Source organism: Neobacillus sp. CF12 (assembly GCF_030348765.1).
GTDB lineage: Bacteria > Bacillota > Bacilli > Bacillales > Cytobacillaceae > Neobacillus.
This window is the reverse complement of sequence record NZ_JAUCEU010000007.1, coordinates 2,907,753-2,929,391: the sequence shown is the minus strand read 5'-3', so window position 1 is coordinate 2,929,391 and position 21,639 is coordinate 2,907,753. Positions and strand designations below refer to the sequence as shown.

Sequence of the window (21,639 nt, the reverse complement as noted above, 5' to 3'; positions counted from 1 at the left end):
TTTTTTTAGGAGGAGCTCAAATGCAGACTAATACGTTAACTAATCAAAAGACGGACAGCTCAATCAATGGTGCGTTTGCATCCAAGTTTGCTAAATCTATGTTTTTAACAGTTTCCGCGATTGTTATTCTTTCTTTTATTGCAACTAGAATGTTCACGCATGTTGATTTAAATTTGTATGGATATATGGTGGGAACCATTGTTTTTATTGGAGGATTTTTCTACCGCTTTATTGCCTGGGGCGAAAGACCGCCTGCCAAAATCTTTATTAAAAAAGGGTTAAAGCTTTTAAAAAGAAAAAGCACGCCTAAAACGGCCTTAAATCATTTAGCTATCTATGATTTTATTAAAAACCGCGGTTTGTACCGCTGGGTACAGCATATTTTAATCGGCTGGGGTTGTGTTCTTGCCTGTTTAGTAACGTTTCCACTTGTGTTTGGCTGGATGTACTTCACGATGGATGAGATGGGCCAATATACAATTGTGTTAATGGGTCTTGATTTAATGACGGTAAAGGCTGATGGAATTATTGCCTGGTTCTCCTATAACGCTCTAAATATCTCTGCGGTTATGGTTATTTCAGGTGTTTGTATGGCCCTTTATCGCCGCTTGAAAAACATGCAGGCGAGAGCGGAACAAAAATTCATTTATGATTTCCTTCCGCTTTACTTATTGATCTTTATTTCTGTTACAGGACTTTTATTAACCATTCAAAACGTTTGGCTTCATGGCTGGATGCAGCCGCAAATGTCATTAATACATCAATTTTCTGTTATCGTTACATTAATTTACTTACCATTTGGTAAACTTGCTCATATTCCTTTCCGTCCGGTAAGTGTCTTTGCAAGAAACTATCGTGAGCACTACGCCGAACAGGAAGAGAAAAAGTGTAAAGTATGCGGGGACCATTTCGTATCGGTTGAACAGTCTAATGATGTCATTCAAGTATTGGGAGTAAATGCGATTGAATTCAATATGGAAGATGGCTTTAATCTCGCTGAGTTATGCCTCCCTTGCCGCAGAAAATATCGAATTTCAAAATTCTCAGGATTCGCAACGCACCAGGTTAAAGTTAAGGAGGCAAACCAGAATGCAAAGGGATAAGTTTTTTAAAGAAATAGAAAATGTTCGTCATCCAAATGAAACTCTCGTAAAAACTCACTGCAGTTATTGCGGAATGCAATGCGGGATGAATTTACGTGTAAATACAAAAACAAATAAAATTATTGGCGTTGAGCCGCGTTATGATTGGCCGGTAACAGTCGGAAAAATGTGTCCAAAAGGGGTTACGGCTTATCAGCAAACAAATCATGATGACCGTATTTTAAAACCATTAATCCGCGATGATGCTTCATTAAAAGGCACGAAAGAGGGCTTCCGTGAAGCAACTTGGGATGAAGCATATGACTTGATCGTGAAAAAGTTCCAAGAGTTACAACGGGACTTTGGTAAAGATTCACTGAGCGTTTATAGCGGTGTATCGATGACCAATGAAAAATGTTATTTAACTGGAAAGTTTGCACGTGTTGGTTTACAAACTCGCTACATTGATTACAATGGACGCTTTTGTATGGCAAGTGCGGCTGGTGGATTTATGAGATCCTTCGGAGTGGACCGGGGTTCAACCCTTCCATGGACGGATCTTCACGAAACGGACTGTTTGTTTATTGCAGGAAGTAATACAGCAGAATGTCATCCTACATCTATGTTTCGAGTATGGGCAGTTCAAGAACGCGGCGGTTATTTAATTGTTGCAGATCCTCGTGAAACGCCTATTGCGAGAAGAGCGGATGTTCACTTAGATCTAAGACCGGGTACTGACTTAGCGCTTGCAAACGGGATTTTAAATTTATTAATACAGAACGGGTATGCAGATGAGGAATTCGTTAAAAACCATACAAACGGTTTTGAAGAAACAAAGGAATTAGTGAAAGAATTTACTCCAGAATATACGAGTGAACTTACAGGAGTTGCTCCGGAGAAAATTATTCGCGCCGCTGAGATTTACGGAAAGGCACCAAATGCGATTGTCATGTTTGCCCGCGGAATTGAGCAGCAGGTTAAAGGTGTCGATAATGTTTCTGGATATACGAACATGGCGTTAGTGACTGGAAAAATCGGCCGTCCTAAAGCAGGTGTAGCAACCTTTACAGGTCAAGGAAACGGTCAAGGCGGACGTGAGCACGGTCAAAAGGCCGATGCACTTCCAGGTTACCGAAAAATTAATAATCCTGAGCATGTAAAGGCAGTAGCCAAAGTATGGGGCATTGAACCGGAAGAAATGCCAAAGGAGGGAGTATCCGCCTATGAAATGTTTGGTTTAATGGAGCAAAAGGTCATCCGTGGATTGTACTTATTGTGCTCTAATCCAGCTGTTTCTGCGCCAAACTTAAATTATGTACGAGAACAGTTAAAAAATCTTGATTTCATGGTGTGTTCTGATTTTTACCTATCAGAATCAGCTGAATATGCGGATGTTATACTTCCAACCACTACATGGTCTGAAGATGAAGGAACCGTTACAAATCTTGAAGGACGCTGTATAAAAATTAACAAGGCACAAGAACCGCTCGGAGAATCGAAACCAGATTGGCAGATTCATGTTGAATTGTGTGAACGTCTTGGCAGAGGAAAATACTTCTCCCATTTAAAAACAGCTAAAGATGTTGGTGATGAATTCCGCTTGGCTTCTAAGGGCGGCTATGCCGATTACTACGGAATTACTTGGGATAAAATCGAAAAACAAGATGGTGTATTCTGGCCATGTAAAGATGAAAATGATCCTGGAACACCACATATGTTCCTAGATAATAAGTTTTATCATCCTGATGGAAAGGCGAAAATTTGTGCCCTTCCATACCGTCCGCCTGCGGAAGAGCCAGATGAAGAATATCCATTGCGCCTAACAACTGGCCGCGTTGTTTACCATTATTTATCTGGGAACCAAACAAGAAGAATCAATTTCTTACGCGATATGTGCCCAGAGCCATACGTAGAAGTACACCCAGAAACAGCTGGGAAATATAACATTAAACATGAAGAAATGGTTCGCCTATATACGCGCAGAGGCGAAGCAGAATACAAAGTGAAAATCACAGAAGCGATCCGAAAAGATACGGTTTTTGTACCCTATCATTTTGGTCACGATAAATCTATTAATCTATTAACAATTGGTGCTCTTGACCCGATGTCAAGAATGCCGGAATTTAAAGCTTGCGCAGCGCAGATCGAAAAACTTGAACTAAAGAAGGTGCAGTAAATGAAAAAGAGGTTATATCTTGAACTAGAAAACTGTATAGGCTGCCGCTCGTGTTTGGCTGCTTGCACACAGTGCGGTGGTCATGAGGAGCGTAACCGTAACTATGTATACGACGTTAACCCGCTTGTTAACCGACAAACGATGCCTCTAATGTGCCTTCACTGCGTGAATCCCGCATGTGCGAGAAGCTGTCCGGCGCAAGCAATCCAAATCCATGAAACAGGAGCAGTTCTTTCGGCTCTTGTTGAAAAGTGCATTGGCTGTCAAAACTGTACAATTGCCTGCCCTTATGGAATTCCTAAGTTCGATACAGAGCAAAATCTAATGTATAAGTGCGACCTTTGTATTGACCGTACTAAAGACGGAATCCCTCCAATGTGTGCAAGTGTATGTCCGTCAAATACATTGCAATGGCTAACAGATGAAGAAATTGAAGCAAAGCAAAAGCATTTTAATTTAGATAATGGTAAATGGGTAACAAGCATGCCTTACTTAGAAGGCGAAACGAATGTTAGAGTGAACCTCCCTGGAATTCTGCAGGGTGTCACGAAATTGTTTTAGGAGGGATTAACAATGTCAGAAAAAAATAATAAAATCCCGTTCAATGAAGATAACTATACACATAATATAAATCGCAATAATGAAAGAAAATTGGACAGACGCGGGTTTATGAAAACCTTAGTCGGTGCAGCGGGCGTATTTGCTGTTTCCTCTCTTCCATGGGGAGTATTGGCAGCGAAAGAACTTAACGAATTAGGGGATAAAAAATACCCTAAGCAAAAGATTACCGATGTAAAGTCTATACCAGTAGGTGATGCGGTAGATTTTCATTTCCCTGGTGAGCATGACAGTGCGATCCTCATTAGGCTTGATGAAGAGAAATATGTGGCTTATCAAAATGCCTGTACCCATCTTCGCTGCCCAGTATTTTGGAAAAAAGAAGAGAAAGAAATGCTTTGCCCATGTCATCACGGAAAATTTGATGTCGAGACGGGTGCACCTACGGCAGGTCCGCCAAGACGCCCACTCCCTGAGATTTATGTGAAGGTTGAAAATGGTTCTGTTTATGCAGTTGGGGTGAAGCGTTATGAAGCGTAGTTATGTAAGTGTTGCACTCCTATTAGCCATATTAATGATGAATATAATTGCTACACAATATATGGTTCATCAGTATTTTTATGAAAATTATACGAACACAATCGTTGCAGCAGTCGTCAATGTAATCCTATTTCCTGCAGCATTCCTTATCTATAAAAAAGGTGTGAAAATCAATGATTAGTGAAACGTATTTAGACTTTTGTTTTATTCGGGAACAAAAAGGTGAATTTGCTCCCGTTATTGATGAACTGCTAAAAAACATGTTTGGAAAAAAGCGATTGAATTGGTTCCTAGAGGAGAAGACGATTGATGGGGCAGAAATGGTAATTGCAGAGGTAAAAGGTATGAGTGATTGGGATTCAGAAGAAGATACAATCAAATTCATCGAGGAAAATGCCGACCCGAAGTTTTGGGATTTTTTGCAGGGCTACAAGATGTTCATCTATCCAGTTAAGAAGGGATGTAACAGTTGTGGAACCCATTAATATAGATGAGTTGCAAAGATTCGTTGGAGAAACAATGGAAATAGCCATAGAGGATAAACAAGGCGGGGATCAAGCACCAAGGATCAAGAAAACAATTAAAAAAATACAGTTTTGTCCTGATCATACGCATGTTCGTTTTTATTTTGATTCCATGTATTTCTTAGCAGTTCCGCTTAACAGTAACGTAAGTCAATCTGAGGTTAGTTTTTTCGCTTCTGACCTCGAAAGCGGATTAACCTATACATTTCAAAAAGTCTAGATTTAAAGTTAAAAGGTAACGGGGGTTAAGTATGAAGCAATCTGTCTCAACACAACAAATTCGTACTTATATTATTCAATCACAAGAGGAAGAAATTAAACGTATTTCGATGGAGCTGCATGAAGGTGTTGGACAAAATTTATTTAGTATTCTTACTGGATTACAATTTGTTGAATCGGGATTAAGTCAGCCTCATTTGAAAAACTATCTGCAAGAAATGACTCAGTTGATTGAAAAGACGATACAAGAGATTAGATTGCTCTCCGTTGAGCTTCATCCCCCTGCCTTAACCACACTTGGCTTACTGCCAGCAATTAAGAGTTATATAAAATTATATACCTCAACATTTGGCGTTCTTGTTGATTTAGAATCAATTGGGGAAGATAAACCAATTCAAGAGCAAAAAAGTGTTGCGGTTTTTCGCGTTTGCCAGGAAGCACTTACGAATATAGCTAAACATGCTGATACATCGAATGTGAAAATGAGGTTGATATGGAATAAAGACGAATTGAAAATTTATATTGTTGATTTCGGTGGTGGATTTGTACCAGATGAAGCAGGGAATACGTCTGTTACGCTTGGAATAGCTGCCATGAAGGAAAGAATGCTTTTAACTGGCGGGCATTGTGTAATATCCTCTAAAATAGGAGAAGGTACATCTGTTGAAATATCTCTTCCTTTATAGGAAGGGAAGGAGTGTTAAAATTGATTAAAATCCTATTGGTTGATGATCATGCCGTTGTAAGAATGGGTCTTACAATGCTGTTAAATTCTAATCCCGAAATGCAAGTAATTGGTGAAGCGTCAGAAGGAAACGAAGGTATAAAAAAAGCCCTGAAACTTAAACCTGATGTTGTTGTAATGGATTTAAGTATGCCTCATGGTAAAGATGGATTATCAGCAACATCTGAATTGAAAAAACTAATGCCTGATGTAAATATTTTAATTCTCACCATGCACGATGATGAGGAATACCTTTTTAGAGCCATACAAGCTGGTGCTTCAGGATGTATTTTAAAAAGTGCACCTCATGATGAACTAATGTCAGCGATTGAGTCAGTCTCCTTAGGAAATGCTTATCTCCATCCAGCCGCCACAAAAAGATTAATGGAAGAATACCTTGGCAGTATTAAGGATAGCCATGATACCTATCATCTTTTATCTGATCGTGAAAAAGAAGTTCTCACCCTTGTTGCGAAAGGCTATGCAAATAAAGAAATAGCTGAGCAATTAGTTATAAGCGTAAAAACGGTCGAAACCCATAAAGGAAACTTGATGGAAAAACTGCAAATGAGAACAAGGCCAGAATTAGTGGAATATGCGGTAAAAAAGGGGTTACTTGGTTATGGAATATAAGGAGAAAGCATCCCAATGACAGAAATAAGAGAAAATCATGCGGTTATGGAGGTTTGTGATCAGTTGCTGAAGGAAGTGGGATGTGACTTTGTTGCCCTTGCCCTTCAAAACGAAGTAGGTCCCGATGTACGATGGCATTATGCTTCAGGAAACGTAAACGATAAATATAAAAGAATAACCGTTCGCTTTGGAAAAGGAATCGCTGGAAAAGTTATTTCAAGTGGCAGTCCAATGATGATGAGGGACTTTCCAAATGATATCTATGGAAAAGTAACAGACCATCCCATTATGCTTGCTGAGAAACTTATTTCCTGTTATGCGGTCCCTTTATTTTTTAATGCATCCGCAAAAGGTGTATTACTAGTTGGAAAAAGAGTATCCTACTCTTTTCCTGAAAGGGAGCAGGAAAAAGTGAAGACGTCAGCTGAAACAGTAGAGCAACTCTTAAGAAGTCAAATCTTAGGTGGAGGCTTAGGGCATGGAAATGAATAGTCAGCAATCACTAGATGGGCTCTCTAGCCTTGAGTTGGAATTGAAAAAATCGATTCAAGAATTAATGGATTTTAAATTCGCCCTCGATGAATCCTCCATTGTAGCGATAACGGATTCTAGAGGAATCATTACATATGTAAATGAACAATTTATTCATATTTCAAAGTACACAAAAGATGAGCTTATAGGTCAGGACCATCGGATATTAAATTCTGGATACCACTCAGAAGAGTTTTTTAGAGAAATGTGGAGAACCATTGGTACGGGTAAGGTTTGGAAAGGTGAAATTCGAAACCGCGCCAAAGACGGAAGTTACTATTGGGTGGATACTACGATTATTCCATTTTTAAATGATAAAGGTAAACCTTATCAATATTTAGCTATTCGATACGAAATTACAAAGCGAAAAAGAGTGGAACAAGAACTTCAGAAAATGATGACAACGATTATTGATGTTCAAGAGGATGAACGCAAGCGTTTATCACGAAATTTACATGACGGCATTGGACAAAATCTATATAGCCATCTAATCACGATAAATCGTTTACTTTCAGAAGTCGACCATCCCCTTCTATATCAAATGCAAAAGGAAGCAACTCAATTGATAGAAGAAATTCGCGATATTTCTTGGGAGTTGCGACCATCAGTATTGGATGATCTAGGACTAGTTCCCGCGATTCGTTCCTTTCTATCACGCTTTTCTGAGAACTATGGCATTGATGTGTATTTTGAGTGTGTCCTTAACCGTCGCTTAGATATTAGCATTGAGTTGACGATTTACCGTATTATCCAGGAAGCACTAACAAATATTCGGAAGTACGCAGATGTATCTGAGGCTACTGTCACCGTAAGAGAAATGGAGCAAACCGTGAGGGTAATGATTGAGGATAAGGGGCTAGGCTTTGAGGTGGTGACACAGCCCCGTGGAGTTGGTCTTTTCAGTATGGATGAACGAGCAAGAGCCGTTGGCGGGGAATTGACTATTTTCTCTTCTCTTGGTGAAGGAACAAAGATTATCCTAGAAGTCCCAGCAACCCGTTCAGAAATAACATAAAAAATAGAACTAGGTGTCTCCTGGTTCCTAAATTGTCGAGAAAGTGTATTTTTCTCGGCATTTTTTTATTTTCTCGAGTCTGACCTACCGATTTTTCATTGAATATTGTACAAGCTATTTGAGAACTAATCGTACGCTCGGCCGGAAGGATTAGTCCTCAATCCGGGGTCTTGAGGACAAGTCGTAAGCTCAGCCAGAAGGATTAGTCCTCAATCGGGGGTCTTGAGCACAAATCGTAAGCTCAGCCGGAAGGATTAGTCCTCAATCCGGGCGGGGTCTTGAGGACAAATCGTACGCTCGGCCAGAAGGATTAGTCCTCAATCCGGGGTCTTGAGGACTAATCGTAAGCTTAGCCAGAAGGATTAGTCCTCAATCCGGGGTCTTAAGGACAAATCGTAAGCTCGGCCGGAAGGATTAGTCCTCAATCCGGGGTCTTGAGGACAAGTCGTAAGCTCAGCCAGAAGGATTAGTCCTCAATCGGGGGTCTTGAGCACAAATCGTAAGCTCAGCCGGAAGGATTAGTCCTCAATCCGGGGTCTTGAGGACAAATCGTACGCTCGGCCGGAAGGATTAGTCCTTAATCCGGGGTCTTGAGGACAAATCGTACGCTCGGCCAGAAGGATTAGTCCTCAATCCGGGGTCTTGAGGACTAATCGTATGCGCCACCTATTTTGAAAAATCCGTTACATGATTAAAGTTATAAAAAAAAGAACCAGGAATCCCCGGTTCTATTTTTATATTTTAAATGAACTTTTTAACGAAACAACCCGGTTAAAGACAAGTTTATCAACAGTAGTGTGCTTTGGATCTACATTGAAGTATCCATGTCTAAAGAATTGAAATTTGTCATAAGGTCTGCTTTCTCTCATGTTAGGCTCTACAAAACCTTGCAAAACCACAAGTGATTCTGGATTTACGTTGTCGAGGAAGGTTTTTTCTTCTTCCTCATTATCGTCTTCTGTTTTGTCGAGAATTAGTGGTTCATATAAATGAAATTCTGCTGGAACTGAATTCGTTGCTTCCACCCAATGAATGGTTCCTTTTACTTTACGGCCTGTAAAGCCAGTACCACTTTTGGTTAGTGGGTCATAGGTGCAACGTAACTCGACAACTTCTCCGTTCACATCCTTGATAACTTCTTCACACTTAATGAAATAAGCATGTTTAAGGCGAACTTCATTACCAGGGAAGAGGCGGAAATATTTAGCCGGAGGATCTTCCATGAAATCGTCTTTTTCAATGTAAATTTCACGAGAAAACGGAATTTTTCTGGTACCCATTTCAGGAACCTCAGGATTAATCTCAGCATCGAGTAACTCGATTTGTCCTTCAGGATAATTCGTAATGACCACTTTTAAAGGATTCAAGATCCCCATTGTACGAGGAGCTTTTAACTTTAAGTCCTCTCTTACAAAGTGTTCGAGCATTTGTGAATCAACAGCTCCAGAACCTTTCGATACACCTGTTTCACGGACAAAATTACGAATGGATTCAGGGGTAAATCCCTTCCGGCGCATTCCAGAAATCGTCGGCATCCGTGGATCATCCCAGCCATCTACAAATCCCTCATCAACCAACTGCTTCAGTTTGCGCTTGCTCATTACGGTATTGGTTACGTTTAAGCGGCCAAATTCAATTTGTTGTGGCGTACTTTCCATTTCGCATTGTTCCACTACCCAGTTATAAAGTGGACGTTGGTCTTCGAATTCAATCGTACAAATAGAGTGGGTTACGTCTTCAATCGCGTCTTCAAGGGGATGTGCAAATGCATACATTGGATATATGCACCACTTATCACCAGTGTTATGGTGTGTTGCATGAGAAATTCGATAAATGACAGGGTCGCGTAAATTGATATTTGGTGATTTCATATCAATTTTTGCACGAAGAACCTTTTGGCCATTTTCAAATTCTCCATTGCGCATCCGTGCAAATAAATCAAGATTTTCTTCAATTGAACGATCACGATATGGACTTTCTTTACCAGGAGAGGTCAGTGTGCCACGGTATTCACGGATTTCATCAGCTGACAGGTCATCCACGTAGGCAAGGCCTTTTTTTATTAATAGGACCGCTCGTTTATACATTTCTTCAAAATAGTCCGAAGCAAAGAATAAGTTATCCCATTCAAATCCCAGCCATTTCACATCTTCTTTGATAGAATTTACATATTCAACATCTTCTTTTAACGGATTGGTGTCATCAAATCGTAAATTGGTTTTTCCGTTAAATTCATCTGCTAGTCCAAAGTTAATGATGATGGATTTAGCATGACCAATATGTAAATATCCGTTTGGCTCTGGAGGGAAACGAGTGATAATTTTATCGTGCTTACCGGATTCCAAATCCTTTATCATCACATCTTTAATAAAATTAGAACTTAGATTGTCCACTCTATTCAACCTCTTTCTTTCATCTATTACTTATAAATAACATAAATTATGATATTTTTCCATTGTACCCAAAGATTCTTTATAAAAATAGTGAAATTAGCAAAAAGAGTACAAAAAGGCTACAATATATGCTTGAAGAAGTAATGGAAGGGGATTAAATATGATTAATTTAGGTACAGTCGGGACAGGTTGGATCACAGAATCCTTTATTGAAGCTGCAAAACTTAGCGGGAAGTTAACTTTAAAGGGTGTCTACTCAAGGACATCTGATAAGGCAAAAGACCTTGCCCATAAATATAATGCAGAATATTTTTTTACTGATTTAGAGGAAATGGCAAAAAGTCCAGAACTCGAGGCTATCTATATTGCTTCGCCTAATTCTGTTCATTTTGAGCAGGCAATTACATTTTTGAGAAATAAAAAGCATGTTATTTGTGAGAAGCCGATATTCTCCAATAGTGAGGAATTGGAAGAAGCATACCAAATTGCAGAGGATAATGGTGTTTATTTATTTGAGGCCATTCGCAATATCCATACTCCTAATTTCCGGATATTAAAGGAAAAACTTAATTTAGCAGGTAATTTAAGAAGTGCAATGCTGCCATATATTCAGTATTCTTCCCGATACGATTCTTTTTTAAGGGGGGAGAACCCAAATATCTTCACTAGTACATATTCTGGAGGTGCTCTTGTAGATTTAGGTGTTTATCCGCTCTATTTAGCTGTAGGGCTCTTCGGAGAGCCGCAAAAGGTCACCTACCATCCCGTAATCCTTTCAAGTGGTGTTGATGGGAGCGGTACTCTGGTGTTAGAGTATCAAGATTTTGTTTGTACCATTCTTTGTTCTAAAATATCGCATTCAGTGATTCCTTGTGAAATTCATGGCGAAAAGGGGACCTTTCTCCTTGAGGATGCAGCGCCAATATCTGAAATTAAGTTGATTGACAGCCACACAAAAGAGAGCGAAATCTTAAGCGTTGCCCAGGAAGAAAAAAACATGGTCTATGAATGCATCAATATCGCAGACATCATTGAAACAAACGATGATAACCAATATGAGAAATTAAAGAATATGAGTAAAATCGTCTTGCGAATAACAGAAGAAGCACGGAAACAGAACAATATTGTGTTTGGGGTAGAACGCTAGGGGAATATGTAGATATCCATTAATCCCTGTACTTATTGACAAGCTAATTATGTCTGGTTTAAGTAAGGGTTGTGAATTCTTTATGAAAACGGTATTCTCGATGACTTTTATCACATCCCCAATTTTACTTCCTTCCTTATATTTAAGGTGAAGAAGATTGGAGGAATCGTTATGAAGTCGATGAACTGGTACAAGAAACAGTTGAAACGAAAGCCGGTTCAAATAACAAGGTACGTCGTTCAAGCTGTATTCCTGTTATTTTTACTATATGTTGGTATCCGTTTTTATCAATTTTATATGCACTTTGAAACTTTAGGAGAAACACCATTTGTTGAAAGACCATCTGCGGTGGAGGGATTCCTGCCAATTAGTGCATTAATGGCATTAAAGGTTTGGCTCGCTACAGGGGATTTTGATGTCATCCATCCAGCAGGACTTGTTTTGTTAAGCTTTTTTGTTGGTGGTGCGATTTTTTTCAAGCGCTCTTTTTGCAGTTGGATATGTCCGATTGGAACAGTTGGAGAATGGATTAGCAGATTGGGGAAAAAGCTGTTTAAAAGAAATTTTGAAGTACCCACTTGGCTTGTTTGGCTGCTAACCCCGATAAAGTATTTATTACTACTATTCTTCTTGGGGATGGTTATCGTAATGCCGACGTACGGAGCGATTGCCTTCTTAAACGAACCATATAACAAAATATCTGATATAAAAATGCTGACATTTTTCTTAGATATAAGCGCTTTTGGGATTGGTTTTCTTACTGTCATGTTTGTATTATCTTTATTCTATAAAAATTTCTGGTGCCGCTTCCTCTGCCCTTATGGAGCGTTCATCGGACTTGGTTCGATTTTTAGAGTTTCAAAGATCCAAAGAAATGAAGAGACTTGTACGAACTGTGAAATGTGTACAAAGGTTTGCCCTTCCAGAATAAAAGTGCACAAAGTAGAAACCGTAAATAACTTGAATTGTACTGCTTGTCTGGCCTGTGTCGAAGCATGCCCTGTGAAGGATACCTTAAATATGACGGTTGCCAACAAAAAGGTAAGTAAATGGTTTATACCGGTGTCATTCTTTGTGGCATTCTTCTTAATTGTCGGCTTTGCTAAACTAACAGGACATTGGGAGACCATCATTAGCTATGAGGATTGGAAGATATTAATTCCCGAAGCAAAATTTATAGATTAAGTAGAAAGAGTAACCTGGTTCGTACAAACAGGTTACTCTTTTTTTTCGAACTATTTTAAATATATGGTTGAAAAACCTAAAATCATCCAATATAATAAAAATATAATTTCCAAATAAACAATTACATTTCCTATTTGGAAATCTAGGGAGGTAAACATCATAAAAAAGGCTAATATTCTTTTAAAACTTGAAAAGAGTGGTGTGATAGCAGTTTTGCGATCAGACACAAAAGAAGAATCACTAAAAACGATAGATGCACTAGTTAATGGTGGAATGACCGGCTTAGAAGTAACTTTCACTACTCCACAAGCAGACGAAGTTATTCGTGAAACAGTAGCAAAATACAAAGATAATTCTACTATTGTCGTAGGTGCAGGAACTGTTCTTGACGCAATGACAGCTAGAATCGCGATTATGGCGGGAGCGGAATTTGTCGTTAGCCCAATGTTTGATTCTGAAATCGCGGAGATTTGTAACCTTTATAGTATACCGTATCTGCCAGGGTGTATGACCATAACTGAAATAAAGACAGCACTTCGTTCAGGTGTAGATATTATTAAACTATTCCCTGCGAGTACATATGAACCAAGTTTTGTAGATGCCGTAAAAGCACCGCTTCCACAAGTTAATATCATGCCAACAGGCGGAGTCAATTTAGAAAACATGGAGCAGTGGTTTAATAAAGGCTGTGTAGCGGTTGGTGTAGGTGGAAATTTATTAGCACCTGCTAAAACGGGAGATTTCGATCAAATTACGAAGTTGGCAAAACAATATATAGATAGGTACCATGAAATTAAGATGGTGAGTGTATGAGCAAAATTCTAACTTTTGGCGAAATTATGTTAAGGCTTTCCACGTCTACTGGAACCCATTTTAGCAATGTAGGTAGCTTTCAAGCCCATTATGGCGGAGCAGAAGCAAATGTCGCTGTGAATTTGGCTAATTTTGACCATGATGTTGCTTTTGCAAGTAAAGTACCTGACAATGCTCTAGGGCTTGCAGCAAAAAGACATCTCCAAAAATATGGGGTTAAGACAAAAGAATTGCTTTTTGGCGGTAATCGACTTGGAACCTATTATCTTGATAGTGGTGTGGGCGAGCGTTCATCTGCTGTCATTTATGATAGAGCTAATTCTAGCTTTGCGTCGGTGCAGGAAATGGAATGGGATTTTGAACAACTTTTTGAAAACGTAAACATCCTGCATCTTTCAGGCATTACACCAGCACTTTCTGAAAAATTGGCTGAAATTACTTTGAACCTGGTAAAAGAGGCGAAAAAGCGGGATATAAAAGTCAGCTTCGACATTAATTTCCGTTCAAAGCTTTGGAATCATGACCAGGCATCAAAGGTTATATCAAAAATCCTGCCATATGTAGATTATTGTTCTGCAGGAAAAATGGATGCTCTCTATTTGTTAGGTATACCCGAAAATCAGTCTAGTCAAGATGATACAGACTATTACAACCAAAAAATGCATGAGAAATTTAGTAATATTAAAGTCTTTTATTCTACTAAGCGCGAGGTGCATTCTGCTACCTCTAATACCCTGCAAGGTACGCTTTGGAAAGACGGAAAAACCTATGAATCAAAAGTTCATAAGCTAGAACCCATCATCGATCGAGTTGGCGGCGGTGACGCATTCTCTGCAGGTATCCTGCATGGATTACTGACGGGTGCAGATCTAAACTATACGGTATCTTTTGCAACCGCATACTCAAGCTTAAAACATACCGTTTTTGGTGATTGTAATCCATTTACGGTAAAAGAAGTAGAAAATTTAATGGAAAATGGCACTGCCAAAATAAATCGATAACAGGAGTGATAAAATGGAAACTCGTTATACACATAGCCCAGAAGATATTCGTCATTATTCTACAGAACAATTGCGCAAGGAATTTTTGGTAGAAAGTATTTTTGTTCCAGGAGAAGTAAGATTAACTTATACCCATAACGACCGGATGATTTTTGGCGGTGTTACACCAACTGATCAACCTTTAACAATTGAACTTTCTACAGAATTAGGAGTTACATACTTCTTAGAACGTCGTGAACTTGGTGTTATTAATATCGGCGGACCTGGATCAATCGTAATCGAAGGTACAGAAGAGCCTATGAAAAAGCAAGACGGATTTTACATTGGAAAAGAAACAAAGGATCTTCAGTTTAAATCAGATGATCCATCTAATCCAGCTAAATTCTATACTGTTTCCGTTCCTGCTCATCATAAATATCCAAATGTGAAAATCAGCATTGATAAGATCGAACCAATGGTAACAGGGGATTCAGCAACGTTAAATCATCGTTCTATTTATCAATATATTCATCCAAATGTATGTGAAAGCTGTCAGCTTCAAATGGGTTACACAATCCTGACTCCAGGAAGCGCTTGGAACACAATGCCAAGTCATACACATGAACGCCGTATGGAAACATACCTTTATTTTGATATGAAGGAAGATACACGTGTATTCCACTTCATGGGCAAACCGGATGAGACAAAACACTTAGTTATTGCGAATGAGCAAGCTGCCATTTCTCCAAGCTGGTCAATCCATACTGGAGTAGGTACAAGTGACTATACATTCATTTGGGCAATGTGTGGAGAAAACATCACATATACAGATATGGACATGGTTCCAATGAAGGACTTAAGATAAACTCTTTTGGCTTTAATGTACTTCATTACACAGATGCGGAGGCTTTGAAAAAATGACACAAGACTTACAACAGTTTTCATTAGATTATTTTAAATTAGATGGTAAAGTTGCGATTGTGACTGGCGGTAATACAGGACTTGGACAAGGATTTGCGGTTGCGTTAGCAAAAGCAGGTGCGGACCTATTTATCACTACCCACGGGAATAACTGGGGAGAAACGAAAGAACTAATCGAAAAAGAAGGACGTCGAGTAGAGTTTTTTCAAGGTGATTTAACAGATAAACAAGTTTCTAAAGATATTGTTTCTAAATGCTTAGAAACATATGGCAGAGTAGATATTTTGGTGAATAATGCAGGTACGATTCGCCGTTCTCCAATACTTGAGTATAAGGAAGAAGATTGGGATGCAGTAATGGATATTAATCTGAATGCTGTTTACTCATTAAGCCAAGAAGCTGCAAAAGTAATGGTCGAACAAGGCAGTGGAAAGATCATTAATGTTGCTTCCATGCTTTCTTTCCAAGGTGGGAAATTTGTACCATCCTATACAGCCAGCAAACATGGTGTCGCTGGTTTAACAAAGGCATTTGCAAATGAATTAGCGATTAAAGGCATACAAATTAATGCCATTGCACCTGGTTATGTTGAAACGAAGAATACAGCACCAATACGTGAGGATGAAGTTCGTCATGCAGAAATTACCTCACGTATTCCAGCAGGCCGTTGGGCAACTCCAGCTGACCTGCAAAGTGTTGTAGTCTTCCTGGCAAGCAAAGCGTCTGATTATATGAATGGAGCCATTATCCCTGTCGACGGCGGCTGGTTAGTTCGCTAGGAAAAAAATGTTATAGAATAAATGATTAAGAATATAGCTATTCCTAAATAGCTATATTCTTTTCATTATCTGGGGGGAAACCATGCATTACTCGACTATAGCCATATATAATCGTAGAAAAGAGATTGCAAGCTTAGCGGCGGATAAAGCTCTTGAACTTCCTATAATGCCAAGTGGATACTGGTTTCATCATGATATACGGGATAATTTTTATTATGCGATTCATTTATATGCTTATTGTGTAGACAAGGAATTTACCTGTGAGTGGGACACTGAACAATGTAAAATTGCTAAAGATTTAGCACTTTCTATGATTCAGAAGGTACTATCGCTTCAGGAGAAAAATCCTCTAGATCCTATGTATGGACATTGGCCATTGAATTTAGGAGACGACCCTTCTAAAGCAAAACCAAATTCCCTTCCTGTTGAATTGATGGGTTGTTTACTTGTATTGTTCTACCACAAATATCAGCATGAATTACCCTCTGATGTAAAAAATGATTGCCATCAAGCAATAACACATATTTATGAAAGTAATGTTTACAAGCAGACCTTGACATATATGTATCACCATGAAGCCAAACATACTTCTCTAAAATTATTACTAGGGGATTTTTTTGATAACAAGGAGTTAATAGAAGAAGGACTTCAACTCGCCAAAAAGCAATTAACTCATATACAAAAGTTTGGATTTAAAGAATACGGTGCGCTTCCGTGGTTCTGGCATTGGGTTCAATCTTTTACCTGTGTTTGGGAGGTTGTGAAGGATTCAGAAGTGAGAAGCACGATGAATGAACTTCTTGACTACTTATGGAGGCTGCGAGCAGATTACTATTTAAAGGGAACTTGGGTGGGTCCGCATTCACGCCAATGGCCTCACGATGCTCCGAAGGATAGGAATACACTGTTGGATTATATCCACTTTGGTGATTTCCCTATGCCCACAGAAATTGTTAGGTTGGAAGGAACGGGACTCTTTACGTATGAGCTAGCCCAAGAGATGGTTAAGAGTGTTACCAATCGTACAAAACCAATTGAGATTAGACGTAAAATCAAATTTTCAAATGCTGATGATATGGTGACAGATGAAGCACATACCTACGTATATATCACGCCTGAATTCGCCGTTGGCGGTATTTGGGAGCGAATAAATGAATATGACAATGAACAGCAGCGCTGGGATATCACTCTGCCTGTAACACAAACTGAAAGTGTGAATCAGGCACTTTTCTTCCATCCTGGTATTAAATATATTCCTGGTGATGATCGACATGCTAGCACCTATGGAGAAGTCATGTATCACAAGGACACTGTGATTCAAGTTTGGAATGTCCCTTTTGATAATAAGGAGGCAATTTCCTTTATTATAGGCTGTCTCCCAAAAGGAGAATGGCAGTTTAATAATCATAGGGGATATGGTAAGATTGGAGATACCTTTTTACAATTCCATTTACTGAACGAATTTAAAATGGTAGAAAAAGTGGATAGAATTTCTATTACAAGCCCGCTTTCTTCTAATTTGAATGGGGTTATCATGGAGATTATCTCTTCAAAAGAAGCGAAAGAATTAGGTATCTATGATTTGCTATCATTTATTACAAATATGGAAGAAAAGAATAAGACTTGCTTTGCAAGTGATCGTTCAGCAGAAAAAATAAACGTGTCCTATTTGACGTGGAGAAATGAATTATTACAATTCAGTTTGGACAATCAAGGAAACGTAGATCGTCTTCTTAACGGTCAAAGCATTTCATTTGTTGATTATCAAATTATGTAATGTACATTATAATAAATTTGAAGGATGAAGGGAGGTAATTATCATGGAGAATGCCAAGCAGCCTTATGGTACAGTTTTAATTAAAGCAGCAAGTATCCTTGATGTTCTCTCAGCGAAAAAGGAGCCACAATCATTAAATGTGATTGCTCAGGAAACAGGTTTAACAAGTTCAACTGCCTTGAAGATATTAGATACCCTTCTTCTAATTGGTTATGTGAAAAAACATCCAGAAACGAAAAAGTTTGAGCTTGGAAGTGCTTTAATAAAATACGCAAACAAGTATCTTGCTAATCTAGATATCTCAAAAATTTCCTACCCATATTTAAAAGAGTTACAAAATAGTTTGGATGAAACAATACACCTGGGAATACTAGAAGGCGATGAAATTCTAACAGTTAACAAGTTGGAAACGAATAAGCCGATCGTTTGTTTGAATTCAAGAATTGGTTTATCTAAGCCGCTTTATTGTTCGGCAATGGGTAAGGCTGTACTTGCAGAAATGACGGAAAGTCAAATTACAGCTTATGTAAACAGAGTGGAACTAAAGGCGATAACGGAAACCACCATTACAAATTCGGAAACTCTGTTAAAACAGTTAGCGGATGTAAAAAGAAATGGTTATGCTATCGATGACAGTGAAGGTGAAAAGGACGTTTATTGTCTAGGTGTATCCCTAGTGATGAATAACCAAACATACGGGGCATTTAGTGTGAGTGTACCATCCTACCGCATAACCCCACAGGTAAAAGATGAAATCATACAAGCCATCTTAAAAACAAAAGAAAATATCCTGCGAGAACTACAGCAGAATTATGTTTTTATATAAAATAGACTATGTTATAGATAATTATTGATTTTGGCACTGTTGATTGGCGCGGAAGGCACGAAGACTCCTGCAGGAGGACGGGACAGGGGAGACCCCGCAGGCGCTTTAGCGCCGAGGAGGCTTCCCGAACCGCCTGCGGAAAGCGAAGTGCCTCGTGATAGGCAAAGACCGCCTGTCCCTGCGGAGATTATTCAAAGAAGCTTTCCTTAGTGGAGCGCCAATCAACAGACTATTTTACATAGCTTAATTAAGAAGAATCAATTTTGGAGCTCATTTCAAAATTGATTCTTTTTTGTATGTAATGGCAAATAAGTTACATCCTGCCCATTTTTTCATATAAATATATAAAACTAAAATGGGGTAGTACCGATGTCTAGAAGAAATACGGAACAGGAAAGCTGGATCACCTACCTGCTTTCCTTATCCAGAATGGTTTACCTATTTCCTGCTGAAGTTAAAGAAATTGGCGGCAGTAAGTGGGGATATATCAATGAAAAAGGTAATTTTGTGCTTTTACCTAAATTTGAAATGGCACATGACTTTCAGGAAAATGGGTTAGCGATCGTTCAATTAAATAATCTTACAGGAATCATCAATAGTGACGGATATTTTATTGTAAAACCAAAATATGATACAATCAGCCCTTTTTCGGAAGGCCGGGCAACAGTCATTGACAGAGAAGGCTTTAAAGTAATCGATGAAAACGGGAAGGAAATTACCTCAAAGGGTTATTCCTTTATTGGAGATTATCAGGAAGGCAGAGCAGTGGCTGCTAATACGAATGAGCAAGGCGATTATTTATATGGTTATTTAAATAGAAGGGGTAAGGAAGTCATTCCATTATCCTATGAATCTGCCAGTGACTTTCAGGATGGAAAAGCGCTAGTTAAAATAAAAGGGGGCAGCTACGCTCTCATAGACTTAACAGGAAAAGTATTGAATTCATACACATACCCTTTTGTTGACGATTACGGAGAAGGGATGCTGGCATTTCGGGAAAGTAATGATGGAAAATGGGGTTATATGGACGAATCAGGGAAGGTGATCATAGGGCAAAAGTTTACAGGAACACAGCCGTTTGAAGAAGGTAGAGCAATTGTCCATACCTCTGACCTGTCCGGCTTAATTGACCAGGAAGGACAATATATTATCAAACCGCAGTATAACCTATTGTTAAACCTTGAAGAAGGACAGTTTGCATTAGGAAAAGCCATTGACCCTAAGAGACCATATGCCGGTTCAAAATATGCAATTGCTGATTCAGATGCTCATATTTATACTGGATTTATCTTGAATGGTGTTACTCCTTATAAAGATGGAATTGCCTCAGCCTATAATGATGAAATGACTTTCTTTATCGACAAGCGGGGTCAAAGAGTGGATCACCTTCCAAAAGTTAATGGGAGTGGTTCTCTAACTATTGAAAAATCATTAATTAAGGGGGATATCGATCTCCGAATTCTCTATTTTGATAAAAAAGGCAAGGTAATCTGGAAACAAAATACAATCATTCCTTTAAACGACGATTATTCTGTGATTGAAGTCAAATTCAAACCCAATATAGATTATTTAGTCTACTATCCGCAGTTAAAGGGTATAGAAAATCAGGATAGCGTTAATCAGACATTGAAGGACCTTTCTGGAGTGAAGCCAATTCTTGGGCATACTGCATTGGATTCAAGTTACACAGGGGATTTCGATGTAAGCTTTTATAAGAATAACCTGGTAGTTATCGAGATAAATGGGTATGATTATCCTTTTGGTGCAGCACATGGAATGCCTGTGAAAAAATATGCCCATGTGGACCTTAAGTCAGGCAAATTTTATCAACTAAAGGACTTGTTTAAGCCAGAGGCTGATTATGTAAAAGTGATAAGTGAAATTATTGGAGATCAAATCAAAAACGATGATCAATATTCCTACATCTTCCCGGATGAATATAAGGGGATAAAAGCTGACCAGCCTTTTTTTATTTGTGAAAATGAGTTAAGTGTCTATTTTGTACCTTATGAAATTGCTCCATATGCTGCTGGCTTTCCGACCTTTACAATTCTGTTTAATGAGCTAAATACCATCATTAATCTTCGTGGAGAATTTTGGCGTTCTTTTCATTAATTGACAACCTCAAGGCAGCGATATATTTTTAAAATAGGCTAAAAAAATGCTGCCCTAAGGAGTGGTTGAATGAAAGTAATTGATATTTCCAGAAGGCTAGAAAATGGAATGCCGGTTTGGCCAGGAGATACACCTTTTCAATATGAGGTGTCATGGTCGAAAGCAGAAAGTGGGTCTGTAAATGTAGGGAGCCTTTCAATGAGTGCGCATACCGGGACACATGTTGATGCTCCTTTTCATTTTGATGATAATGGAAAAAGAATTATTGAACTGGACCTTGATTTGTACATAGGGCCAGTTAGGGTAATTGATATGACAGAGAAGGATAGCATCGGGTCTAAGGATCTGAAGGACATTAATCTAGAAGGCTACCAAAGAGTATTGTTTAAAACGTTAGCTTGGAAGAATTCCCGTGAATTTCCTGAAAAGATTCCTTATTTAGAAGCGGACCTCGGGCCATTTTTAGCTGAAAGGGGAATTCGGCTCATTGGGGTAGATGTTCCGTCGGTCGATCCTATTGACAGTAAAGACCTTCATGCTCACCATAGTTTAAATGAAAACGGAATCCATATCCTTGAATCAGTCCTTTTGGATCAGGTAGAGCCTGGTGATTATGAATTAATCGCTCTGCCGCTGCCATTGGTAGAGGGTGATGGAAGTCCTGTAAGAGCGGTATTACGTACACTTTAAAAAAAGAAGCA

General features: G+C 38.9%; 22 protein-coding genes. 21 read left to right on the top strand and 1 reads right to left on the bottom strand.

Features of this window, described 5'->3' with window-relative positions; translation table 11 throughout:
• The first annotated feature begins 20 nt into the window (after nucleotides 1-20).
• Genes QUG14_RS13875 through QUG14_RS13825 form a run of 11 tightly spaced genes read left to right on the top strand, consistent with a single transcriptional unit; the run spans nucleotide 21 to nucleotide 8,002 of the window.
• A complete protein-coding gene (locus tag QUG14_RS13875) occupies nucleotides 21-1,103 on the top strand; it encodes a hypothetical protein (RefSeq protein WP_289341125.1) in 1,083 nt (360 codons plus the stop codon).
• On the top strand, nucleotides 1,090-3,258 hold the full coding sequence (locus QUG14_RS13870; RefSeq protein ID WP_289341124.1) for a molybdopterin oxidoreductase family protein: 2,169 nt from the start codon (nucleotides 1,090-1,092) through the stop codon (nucleotides 3,256-3,258). Before QUG14_RS13875 ends, QUG14_RS13870 begins: the two co-directional genes overlap by 14 nt.
• Nucleotides 3,259-3,819, top strand: coding sequence for a 4Fe-4S dicluster domain-containing protein (locus tag QUG14_RS13865; RefSeq protein ID WP_289341123.1), 561 nt, complete (start codon nucleotides 3,259-3,261; stop codon nucleotides 3,817-3,819).
• A gap of 12 nt (nucleotides 3,820-3,831) precedes the next feature.
• Nucleotides 3,832-4,356: a QcrA and Rieske domain-containing protein gene (locus QUG14_RS13860; protein ID WP_289341122.1), complete on the top strand. Its 525-nt coding sequence runs from the start codon at nucleotides 3,832-3,834 to the stop codon at nucleotides 4,354-4,356.
• Entirely contained in the window at nucleotides 4,346-4,537 is a 192-nt protein-coding gene (locus QUG14_RS13855) for a hypothetical protein (RefSeq protein ID WP_289341121.1), read from the top strand. The genes QUG14_RS13860 and QUG14_RS13855 overlap by 11 nt, the downstream gene beginning before the upstream one ends.
• Entirely contained in the window at nucleotides 4,530-4,841 is a 312-nt protein-coding gene (locus QUG14_RS13850; protein WP_289341120.1) for a hypothetical protein, read from the top strand. The genes QUG14_RS13855 and QUG14_RS13850 overlap by 8 nt, the downstream gene beginning before the upstream one ends.
• The gene (locus QUG14_RS13845; RefSeq protein ID WP_289341119.1) at nucleotides 4,828-5,100 is read left to right on the top strand and encodes a hypothetical protein; all 273 of its coding nucleotides are present in this window, start codon (nucleotides 4,828-4,830) and stop codon (nucleotides 5,098-5,100) included. Before QUG14_RS13850 ends, QUG14_RS13845 begins: the two co-directional genes overlap by 14 nt.
• Before the next feature lie 31 nt (nucleotides 5,101-5,131).
• Nucleotides 5,132-5,785, top strand: coding sequence for a sensor histidine kinase (locus QUG14_RS13840; RefSeq protein WP_289341118.1), 654 nt, complete (start codon nucleotides 5,132-5,134; stop codon nucleotides 5,783-5,785).
• A 20-nt stretch (nucleotides 5,786-5,805) separates the two neighbouring features.
• Nucleotides 5,806-6,456, top strand: coding sequence for a response regulator (locus QUG14_RS13835; RefSeq protein WP_289341117.1), 651 nt, complete (start codon nucleotides 5,806-5,808; stop codon nucleotides 6,454-6,456).
• A gap of 15 nt (nucleotides 6,457-6,471) precedes the next feature.
• Nucleotides 6,472-6,948, top strand: coding sequence for a GAF domain-containing protein (locus tag QUG14_RS13830; protein WP_289341116.1), 477 nt, complete (start codon nucleotides 6,472-6,474; stop codon nucleotides 6,946-6,948).
• Complete coding sequence (locus QUG14_RS13825; RefSeq protein ID WP_289341115.1) at nucleotides 6,935-8,002, top strand: sensor histidine kinase; 1,068 nt, start codon at nucleotides 6,935-6,937, stop codon at nucleotides 8,000-8,002. Before QUG14_RS13830 ends, QUG14_RS13825 begins: the two co-directional genes overlap by 14 nt.
• A 734-nt stretch (nucleotides 8,003-8,736) precedes the next feature.
• Here the strand turns inward: QUG14_RS13825 and QUG14_RS13820 are convergent.
• On the bottom strand, nucleotides 8,737-10,395 hold the full coding sequence (locus QUG14_RS13820; protein ID WP_289341114.1) for a glutamine--tRNA ligase/YqeY domain fusion protein: 1,659 nt from the start codon (nucleotides 10,393-10,395) through the stop codon (nucleotides 8,737-8,739).
• 163 nt (nucleotides 10,396-10,558) lie between these two features.
• Here QUG14_RS13820 and QUG14_RS13815 point away from each other — a divergent pair, with 163 nt between their 5' ends.
• The 10 genes from QUG14_RS13815 to kynB all read left to right on the top strand — a co-directional run bounded on the left by QUG14_RS13815 (nucleotide 10,559) and on the right by kynB (nucleotide 21,628).
• Entirely contained in the window at nucleotides 10,559-11,542 is a 984-nt protein-coding gene (locus QUG14_RS13815; protein WP_289344145.1) for a Gfo/Idh/MocA family protein, read from the top strand.
• A gap of 171 nt (nucleotides 11,543-11,713) precedes the next feature.
• Entirely contained in the window at nucleotides 11,714-12,727 is a 1,014-nt protein-coding gene (locus QUG14_RS13810) for a 4Fe-4S binding protein (protein ID WP_289341113.1), read from the top strand.
• Between the two features lie 159 nt (nucleotides 12,728-12,886).
• The gene (locus QUG14_RS13805) at nucleotides 12,887-13,540 is read left to right on the top strand and encodes a bifunctional 4-hydroxy-2-oxoglutarate aldolase/2-dehydro-3-deoxy-phosphogluconate aldolase (protein ID WP_289344144.1); all 654 of its coding nucleotides are present in this window, start codon (nucleotides 12,887-12,889) and stop codon (nucleotides 13,538-13,540) included.
• Nucleotides 13,537-14,541: a sugar kinase gene (locus tag QUG14_RS13800; protein WP_289341112.1), complete on the top strand. Its 1,005-nt coding sequence runs from the start codon at nucleotides 13,537-13,539 to the stop codon at nucleotides 14,539-14,541. The genes QUG14_RS13805 and QUG14_RS13800 overlap by 4 nt, the downstream gene beginning before the upstream one ends.
• Before the next feature lie 13 nt (nucleotides 14,542-14,554).
• The gene (gene kduI / locus QUG14_RS13795; RefSeq protein ID WP_289341111.1) at nucleotides 14,555-15,385 is read left to right on the top strand and encodes a 5-dehydro-4-deoxy-D-glucuronate isomerase; all 831 of its coding nucleotides are present in this window, start codon (nucleotides 14,555-14,557) and stop codon (nucleotides 15,383-15,385) included.
• Nucleotides 15,386-15,437: 52 nt separating this feature from the next.
• A complete protein-coding gene (gene kduD / locus QUG14_RS13790; RefSeq protein ID WP_289341110.1) occupies nucleotides 15,438-16,220 on the top strand; it encodes a 2-dehydro-3-deoxy-D-gluconate 5-dehydrogenase KduD in 783 nt (260 codons plus the stop codon).
• Nucleotides 16,221-16,302: 82 nt separating this feature from the next.
• A complete protein-coding gene (locus QUG14_RS13785) occupies nucleotides 16,303-17,997 on the top strand; it encodes a hypothetical protein (protein WP_289341109.1) in 1,695 nt (564 codons plus the stop codon).
• Between the two features lie 43 nt (nucleotides 17,998-18,040).
• Complete coding sequence (locus QUG14_RS13780) at nucleotides 18,041-18,823, top strand: IclR family transcriptional regulator (protein ID WP_289341108.1); 783 nt, start codon at nucleotides 18,041-18,043, stop codon at nucleotides 18,821-18,823.
• Nucleotides 18,824-19,192: 369 nt separating this feature from the next.
• The gene (locus tag QUG14_RS13775; protein WP_289341107.1) at nucleotides 19,193-20,938 is read left to right on the top strand and encodes a WG repeat-containing protein; all 1,746 of its coding nucleotides are present in this window, start codon (nucleotides 19,193-19,195) and stop codon (nucleotides 20,936-20,938) included.
• Nucleotides 20,939-21,007: 69 nt separating this feature from the next.
• Nucleotides 21,008-21,628 (top strand): arylformamidase, encoded by a 621-nt coding sequence (gene kynB / locus QUG14_RS13770; RefSeq protein ID WP_289341106.1) that lies wholly within the window; start codon nucleotides 21,008-21,010, stop codon nucleotides 21,626-21,628.
• Nucleotides 21,629-21,639 lie beyond the last annotated feature (11 nt).